Raw genomic sequence first — 7,983 nt, forward strand, 5'->3', positions numbered from 1 at the left:
CGCGGCCGGCAGCGGCGCGAACGTCGACAGCGGCGGCGTGCTCGCACTGACCGGCACGACGCTCAAGGGCGCAACCGGCGGCGTGCTGAGCACCGACACGCTCGCGACCGGCGCGACGAGCGCGGTGCTGGTCGACGGCGGCAGCGTCGCGTCCGTCGCCGGGCCGGCGTTCGCTGCGCGCGGCGGTACGGTCGACATCGCGGTGCGCAACGGCACCGTCGTGACGGCCGGCAACGGCACGTTGCTGGACCTCGCGAACGGCAGCACCGCGACCCTCAACGCATCGGCGGTCAACCTGAGCGGCGACATCGTCTCCGACGCGTCGAGCACCGGCAACGTGCTCCTGGCGAACGGCACGACGCTCACCGGCAAGATCGACCCGGTCGCGCTGACCGTCGACGGCACGAGCACGTGGCGCATGACCGGCAGCTCCGTGCTGAGCAGCCTGAACAACGCGGGCCTGGTTGCCTTCGCCGCACCGTCCGGCGCGCCGACGGCGGCAGGCAGCTACCGGACGCTGACGACCGGCAGCTACGTCGGCTACGGCGGCACCCTCGCGCTGAACACCTACCTCGGCGCGGATGCCTCGCCGACCGACCGGCTGATCGTAAACGGCGGCACCGCGAGCGGCACGACGGGGCTGAAGATCGCAAACACGGCCGGCACCGGCGCGCAGACAACCGGCGACGGGATTCCGGTGGTCGTCACGGCCAACGGCGGCACGACCGCCGCGTCGGCGTTCCATCTCGCGGGGCCGGTGCAGGCTGGCGCATACGAATACCGGCTCTATCGCGGCGGACAGAGCGATGCGAACGGCTGGTACCTGCGCTCGCAACTCGACCCGACGGATCCTGACGATTCGATTCATCCGTCCGGCAACGCCAATGGCAATGGCAATGGCAATGGCAACGGCAACGGCAACGGCGGCAATCTCGCGTATCGCCCGGGCGTCGCGGGCTATGCGATGACGCCGCTGCTGAACGCCGACTACGGCTTCTCGACGCTCGGCAAGCTGCACGAACGCGTCGGCGACATCTACAACCTCGAGAAGCAGGCGCCGGGCAACCGCGACGGCGTGTGGGGCCGCATCGGCGGACAGAGCCTCGACGCGAACGCGGGCCGCTTCGCGGCCGACGAGCGCACGTTCTTCGCGCAGTTCGGCAAGGACTGGACGCTCGACCAGGCTGCGGCCGGCGGCAGCACGCACGCGGGCGTGACGGCGAGCATCGGCATCGCGAACGCGAGCTTCGACGACATGGCGCGTGCCGATACACCGGGCCTGTCGACGTCCACGGGCTCGGTCGAGATGCACGCGCAGAGCGTCGGCGGCTACTGGACGCGCTACCTCGCCGACGGCACCTACTTCGACAGCGTCGGCCAGGTCACGCACTACGGCAACCGCTATCGCGACAGCTACGGCAACGAGGCGTCGCAGAACGGCTTCGGTATCGCGCTGTCGCAGGAAGTCGGCAAGCCGTTCGGGATCGGCGGCACACCGATCGCGGTCGAGCCGCAGGCGCAGTTGATGTATCAGTACCTGAAACTGAACGGGTTCAACGACAACGTGTCGGCCATATCGGGCACGACGACCCACGCGTTGCGCGGGCGCGTCGGCGTGCGGATCTTCCGGCCGAACCTCGACGCGAACGCGGGCGGCGGCGCCGCGACGCCGTACTTCACGGCCGACGTGCTGCACGACTTCCTGTCGCCGGGCCAGACGATGGTCGGCGGCACGCCGTTCGCGACGCACCTCGGCCGCACCTGGTACGAGCTGGGCCTGGGCGTGACCGCGGGCTTCGGCAAGTCGGGCGAGCTGTACGCGAACGTGAAATATGCGCGCAACCTCGGTGGCGATTACCGGCGCGGTGTCACCGGGCAGGTCGGTTATCGCTACAGTTGGTGACGCGCGACGCGAACCCGTCCGGCTGCCAACGAAAAAAAACCGCCCGGCGTTCGGCCGGGCGGTTTCCGCATTCGCGCACACGAAGCGCGCGATGCACGAACGCTCAGTGCAGGATTTTCGCGAGGAAGTCCTTCGCGCGATCCGACCGCGGATTCGAGAAGAAATCGTCCTTGCGGTCATCCTCGACGATCGCGCCCTTGTCCATGAAGATCACGCGATGGGCAACCTTCTTCGCGAAGCCCATTTCGTGCGTGACGACCATCATCGTCATCCCTTCCTGCGCGAGCTCGACCATCACGTCGAGCACTTCGTTGATCATCTCCGGATCGAGCGCGGACGTCGGTTCGTCGAACAGCATCGCGATCGGGTCCATCGACAGCGCACGCGCGATCGCGACCCGCTGCTGCTGGCCGCCCGACAGCTGCCCCGGAAACTTGTGCGCATGCGCCTTCAGGCCGACGCGATCGAGCAGCTTCATGCCCTTCTCGTTCGCTTCGTCCTTGCCGCGGCCGAGCACCTTGATCTGCGCGAGCGTCAGGTTCTCGGTGATCGACAGGTGCGGGAACAGCTCGAAATGCTGGAACACCATCCCGACCTTCGAGCGCAGCTTCGACAGGTTCGTCTTCCGGTCGCCAACCGACTGGCCGTTCACGAGGATCTCGCCCTGCTGAAACGGCTCGAGGCCGTTGACGGTCTTGATCAGCGTCGACTTGCCCGAGCCCGACGGACCGCACACGACGACCACCTCACCTTTCTTCACCTCGGTCGTGCAATCGGTGAGGACCTGAAACTGGCCGTACCACTTCGAAACGTTCTTGATGGAAATCATCTTGTGACCTTTTTCTGGAGACCTTTGACGAGGGCAGACGCCACCGAGCAAATCACGAAATAGCATGCACCCGCGAACAGGACCATCTCGACGGTCGTGCCGTCGCGATCGCCGATGTTGGCGGCCGTGCGGAAGAAGTCCGCGAGACTGATCACGTACACGAGCGACGTATCCTGGAACAGGACGATCGCCTGCGTGAGCAGCAGCGGCACCATCGCGCGGAACGCCTGCGGCAGGATCACGAGGCGCATGGCGTGCGCGTAGTTCATGCCGAGCGCGAACGCGGCGTTCATCTGCCCGCGCGGCACCGCCTGGATGCCGGCACGGATGATCTCGGAATAATACGCGGCTTCGAACAGCGAGAACGCGACCATCGCCGACGCCAGCCGGATGTCGATCGTCGGCGACAGCCCGAGCACGCCCTGCAGCACCTGCGGCACGATCAGGAAGAACCACAGCAGCACCATCACGAGCGGGATCGAGCGGAACACCGTCACGTACGCTTTCGCGAACCACGCGAGCGGCTTCACGCCGGACAGCCGCATCAGCGCCAGCAGCGTGCCCCAGACGATGCCGACGACGATCGCGATCAGCGTGATCTTGAACGTGACGATCGCGCCGGACCACAGCGTCGGCATCGCGCCGGGAATACTACTCCAGTCGAACTGATGCATTACTTGCCTCCGATGTAGCCGGGCAGCCGCGTACGGCCTTCGATCCAGCGCATGAACGACATCACGACGAGGTTGATGACCACGTACGCGAGCGTCACCGCGATGAACGACTCGTAGGTCTGCGCGGTGTAGTCGACGAGCTGGCGCGCCTGCGCGGACAGATCGAGCAGGCCGATCGTCGACGCGACGGCGGAGTTCTTGAAGATGTTCAGGAACTCGGACGTGAGCGGCGGCACGATGATCCGGTAGGCCACCGGCAGCAGCACGTAGCGGTACGTCTGCCATTGCGTGAAGCCCATCGCGAGGCCGGCCGCGCGCTGGCCCTTCGGCAGCGCGTTGATCCCCGAGCGCACCTGTTCGCACACGCGCGCACCGGTGAACAGGCCAAGACAGACGATCGACGCGGTGAAGAACTGCGTGGACGGCGGCAGTTGCTTGATCCAGGTGCCGACCGACGCGGGCAGCAGCTCGGGCACGACGAGATACCAGATGAAGAACTGCACGATCAGCGGGATGTTCCGGAAGATCGACACATAGACGGTGCCGATCGCGGACAGCCATTTGTTCGGCACCGTGCGCAGCACGCCGAACATCGAACCGACGATCAGCGCGATGACCCAGGCGACGAGCGACACTTCGATCGTCACCCAGAAGCCCGACATCAGCCATCCGAAATAAGTCGTCGGCTCGCCGGTCGATACGGGGCTCAGGAAGATGCCCCAGTTCCAGTGGTAAGACATAGGCAAGACTCCAGCAAAAAGAAACGGAAGAAGCGTGGCCTCTTCCGTTTCAGTAGCGTCATTACTGCGTCAACGTCCGTGTGGTCAGTCGAGCGCCTTGTCGTTCGGGTTCGCGTACAGCTTCTTCATCGAATCGGACAGCGGGAAGTTCAGGTTCAGCCCCTTCGGCGGAATCGGGCTCTCGAACCACTTCGCGTAGATCTTCGCGGCTTCGCCCGACTTCTCGACTTGCGAGATCGCGTCGTCGACGACCTTCTTGAAGTCCGTGTCGCCCTTGCGCATCATGCAGCCGTAAGCCTCTTCCGATTGCGGCGTGCCGACGATCACCCACTCGCCCGGCTGCTTCGCCTTCGCGCGCTCGCCCGCGAGCAGCGCGTCGTCCATCATGAACGCGACCGCGCGGCCCGACTCGAGCGTGTTGAACGAGTCGCCGTGGTCCTTCGCGCTGATGATGTTCATGCCCAGCTGCTTGTCGTTGTTCATCTTGCGCAGCAGGCGCTCGGACGTCGTGCCGGCGGTGGTCACGACCGTCTTGCCCTTCAGGTCGGCGAAGTCCTTGACGCCCGAATCCTTCTTCGTCATCAGGCGCGTGCCGATCACGAAGATCGTGTCGGAGAACGCGGCTTGCTGCTGACGCTCGGTGTTGTTGGTCGTCGAGCCGCACTCGATGTCGACCGTGCCGTTCTGCACGAGCGGGATGCGGTTCTGCGACGTGACCGGGATGTTCTTGACCTGCAGGTTCGGCAGGCTCAGCTTCTTCTTCACCGCGTCCACGACCTTCATCTGGAATTCGCGCGAATAGCCGACGACCTGCTGGTTCTGGTCATAGTAGGAGAACGGGATCGACGATTCGCGGTGCCCCAGCGCGATCACGCCCGTGTCCTTGATCTTCTTCAGCGTGCCGGTCTCCTGTGCATGCGCGCCGCTCGCGAACGCGCACAGCGCCGCGACCATCAGGACTGCCTTGTGGTATTTCATTTTGGTCATCTCCTTTGCTAAAACCCGCGCCAGTGTATCAAAGTAATATTTTTGAAAGAACTGGTTGTTTACCGCACTACGAATCGCCCTGTACGAAGCCTTCCTCCCGGCTTCGGGCGCGCTTGTGACGCATGAATGCACGCGCGGGCGGTGCCGGATTCGGCACCGCCCGCGAGGGATCATGCACGCAACCGGTGGATTGCGTCATGCTTTGATCGTAGTCAACCGATCGCCGATCGGCAATGGCCGATCGGCGACGCCCGATCAGGGGTACAGGCCGCGCATTTCGCGCGCCATCAGGATGCGCTTGCACGCGACGATGAACGCCGCCGTACGCACCGACACCTTGTGCTCTTCCGCAACCGCCCACACGCCGGCGAACGCTTCGCGCATCACGCGCTCGAGACGGTGGTTGATCTCGTCTTCCGTCCAGAAGAAGCTCGAGAAGTCCTGCACCCACTCGAAGTACGACACGGTCACGCCGCCCGCGTTCGCGATCACGTCCGGGATCACGAGCACGCCGTTCGCGCTCAGGATGTCGTCGGCCGCCGTCGTCGTCGGGCCGTTCGCGCCTTCGACGATGATCTTCGTGCGGATCTTCGATGCGTTCTTTTCGGTGATCTGGTTTTCCAGTGCCGCCGGGATCAGGATGTCGGTCTCGACCGTCCAGAACTCGTCGTTCGGCATCGGCTCGGCGCCTTCGAAGCCCGCGACGCCGCCCGTGCGTGCCACGTGGTCGAGCAGCTTGTTCGAATCAAGGCCGGCCGGTCGGTAGATCGTGCCCGTGTGATCCTGCACCACGATCACCTTCGCACCCGCTTCCTGGAACAGCTTCGCCGCGATGCCGCCGACGTTGCCGAAGCCCTGCACCGCGATGCGTGCACCTTCGATTTCCAGGCCCTTCTTCTTCGCCGCTTCGCAGCCGACGACGAACACGCCGCGGCCCGTCGCTTCCTTGCGGCCGAGCGAACCGCCGAGCGCGATCGGCTTGCCGGTCACGACGCCGGTCGACGTCTGGCCCTGGTTCATCGAGTACGTGTCCATCATCCACGCCATCACCTGTTCGTTGGTGTTGACGTCCGGCGCCGGAATGTCGGTGTTCGGTCCGATGATGATGCCGATTTCGCTGGTGTAGCGACGCGTCACGCGCTCGAGCTCACCGCGCGAGAGCTTGCGCGGGTCGACGCGGATGCCGCCCTTCGCGCCGCCGTACGGCACGTTCACGGCCGCGTTCTTCACCGACATCCATGCGGACAGCGCCATCACTTCCGACAGCGTCACGTCCTGGTGGTAACGCACGCCGCCCTTGCCCGGACCGCGCGACACGTTGTGCTGCACGCGATAGCCTTCGAAGTGCGCGACGGTGCCGTTGTCGAGCTCGATGGGCACGTCGACGACCAGGATGCGCTTCGGACGCTTCAGCGTTTCGAGCCAGCGCGACAGCGAACCGAGGTACGGTGCGACGCGATCGACCTGCTGAAGGTAGTTGCCCCACGGGCCGAGATCGTCGGCGTGCAGGTAGGACGGGATGGACTGCAGTTGCGAAGACATGGATGCTCCAACGTTCAACGGATTGCGCACATTGTCGAAAAACCCATTTTTTTTATCCAATGCCGTTTGCTTATTCGATTATGCGTTTCTTGCATGATCGGGATTTTTCGCAAATCCGCGGTCGATTTGCGCAAGAACGTCCGCGATCGGTCGTGCATCGCGTTGCGCGAAAAACGTTGGTGAAATACGCCGGACGCGCGCCGGACAGCCGTCCGACAGGCGCGGCAAGCTTGTCGTCAGCCGCGCGCGGCCGTGCGCGATCCCATCATTCAGCCGTGTCGCGCAATTCGTCGCGCACGACTTCCCACAGCCCGCACACGAGCTTCTGGCGCGGATCGTCGCCCTGCAGCGCGAGCTTGTCGCAGTACAGGCGAATCTCCATCGTCAGCGTGAACGGATGGGTGCCGCCGCGCGCCGAACGGTCGAGCCGGATCAGGCGGCCGCCGGCCACCGCGTCCTCGACCGCGCTGTGCGGCAGGAACGCGACGCCGTGGCCCGCGAGCGCCATCGCCTTCAGCCCTTCGGCCATGTCGGTTTCGTAGACGCGATCGAGGAACAGCCGCGTCGGTGCGTTCGCAACGATGACTTCGGTCATCCGGCCGAGATACGCGTTCGGCGTATACGACAGGTACGGCACGCGCGCCTCGGCCGTGCCCGGCAGCGTGTAGCGCGGCCGGCCGGCGCGACCCGGCGCCGAGAACGGGCTGATCGGCTCGCTGCCGAGAACCAGCATCTCGTAGCGCGCCGGGTCGAGCGCGACCGGGTGGCTCGGGTGGTGGTAGCCCATCACGAGATCGCAGCCGCCCTCGACGAGCGACAGCACGGCATCGTGCACGTTCAGCGCGCGCAGCCGCGTGTGGACCTGTCCCATCTTCGCCTCGATCCGCTGCAGCCAGCGCGGGAAATACGTGAGCGACAGCGTGTGCGGCACCGCGAACTCGATCGTCGGCACCGGCGCGCCGACGTGGCCGCGCAGCAGCGTGCGCGCCTCGTGCGCCTGCGACAGCATCGTCAGTGCCTGCTCGTAGAAGATCTGGCCGGCCTGCGTGAGCCGCGTCGGATAGACCGAACGATCGATCAATTCGGTCGAGACCCATGCTTCCAGCGCCTGGATGCGCCGCGAGAACGCGGGCTGCGACACGTGCCGCAGTTCGGCGGACCGGCTAAAGCTGCGCGTTTCCGCGAGCGAGACGAAGTCTTCGAGCCATTTCAGTTCCATGCAGGCGGGGCGCGGCGGGCGGCGGTCGGGAAGAAGCCTGCATTCTACCGGCGGGCGGGCCCGGCCGGCGGTGTCGCGGGCGGCCCGGC

At 65.4% G+C, this 7,983-nt stretch carries 7 protein-coding genes; 1 reads left to right on the top strand and 6 read right to left on the bottom strand.

The window, feature by feature from the left end:
• A partial coding sequence (locus tag F3J14_RS32185) for an autotransporter outer membrane beta-barrel domain-containing protein (RefSeq protein WP_166726361.1) occupies positions 1 to 1,903 on the top strand: 1,903 nt, incomplete at its 5' end.
• Between the two features lie 103 nt (positions 1,904 to 2,006).
• Here the strand turns inward: F3J14_RS32185 and F3J14_RS32190 are convergent.
• The 6 genes from F3J14_RS32190 to F3J14_RS32215 all read right to left on the bottom strand — a co-directional run bounded on the left by F3J14_RS32190 (position 2,007) and on the right by F3J14_RS32215 (position 7,894).
• Entirely contained in the window at positions 2,007 to 2,732 is a 726-nt protein-coding gene (locus F3J14_RS32190; RefSeq protein ID WP_006761144.1) for an amino acid ABC transporter ATP-binding protein, read from the bottom strand.
• Positions 2,729 to 3,406, bottom strand: coding sequence for a glutamate/aspartate ABC transporter permease GltK (gltK, locus tag F3J14_RS32195; RefSeq protein ID WP_006755149.1), 678 nt, complete (start codon positions 3,404 to 3,406; stop codon positions 2,729 to 2,731). The genes F3J14_RS32190 and gltK overlap by 4 nt, the downstream gene beginning before the upstream one ends.
• A complete protein-coding gene (locus F3J14_RS32200) occupies positions 3,406 to 4,146 on the bottom strand; it encodes an amino acid ABC transporter permease (RefSeq protein ID WP_166726362.1) in 741 nt (246 codons plus the stop codon). Before F3J14_RS32200 ends, gltK begins: the two co-directional genes overlap by 1 nt.
• A gap of 84 nt (positions 4,147 to 4,230) precedes the next feature.
• Complete coding sequence (locus tag F3J14_RS32205) at positions 4,231 to 5,124, bottom strand: glutamate/aspartate ABC transporter substrate-binding protein (protein ID WP_166726363.1); 894 nt, start codon at positions 5,122 to 5,124, stop codon at positions 4,231 to 4,233.
• A gap of 264 nt (positions 5,125 to 5,388) precedes the next feature.
• Positions 5,389 to 6,675, bottom strand: a complete 1,287-nt coding sequence (locus F3J14_RS32210; protein ID WP_006755146.1) for a Glu/Leu/Phe/Val dehydrogenase — start codon at positions 6,673 to 6,675, stop codon at positions 5,389 to 5,391.
• A 265-nt stretch (positions 6,676 to 6,940) separates the two neighbouring features.
• Positions 6,941 to 7,894, bottom strand: coding sequence for a LysR substrate-binding domain-containing protein (locus F3J14_RS32215; protein ID WP_166726364.1), 954 nt, complete (start codon positions 7,892 to 7,894; stop codon positions 6,941 to 6,943).
• Between the last annotated feature and the right edge of the window lie 89 nt (positions 7,895 to 7,983).

Source organism: Burkholderia sp. Tr-862 (assembly GCF_011753085.1).
GTDB classification, from domain to species: Bacteria; Pseudomonadota; Gammaproteobacteria; order Burkholderiales; family Burkholderiaceae; genus Burkholderia; species Burkholderia ambifaria.

Bases quoted from the DNA above. Each gene is read 5' to 3' on its own strand.
- F3J14_RS32215 (WP_166726364.1), bottom strand. From the start codon at position 7,894: ATGGAACTGAAATGGCTCGAAGACTTCGTCTCGCTCGCGGAAACGCGC.
- F3J14_RS32210 (WP_006755146.1), bottom strand. From the start codon at position 6,675: ATGTCTTCGCAACTGCAGTCCATCCCGTCCTACCTGCACGCCGACGAT.
- gltK (WP_006755149.1), bottom strand. From the start codon at position 3,406: ATGCATCAGTTCGACTGGAGTAGTATTCCCGGCGCGATGCCGACGCTG.
- F3J14_RS32205 (WP_166726363.1), bottom strand. From the start codon at position 5,124: ATGAAATACCACAAGGCAGTCCTGATGGTCGCGGCGCTGTGCGCGTTC.
- F3J14_RS32190 (WP_006761144.1), bottom strand. From the start codon at position 2,732: ATGATTTCCATCAAGAACGTTTCGAAGTGGTACGGCCAGTTTCAGGTC.
- F3J14_RS32200 (WP_166726362.1), bottom strand. From the start codon at position 4,146: ATGTCTTACCACTGGAACTGGGGCATCTTCCTGAGCCCCGTATCGACC.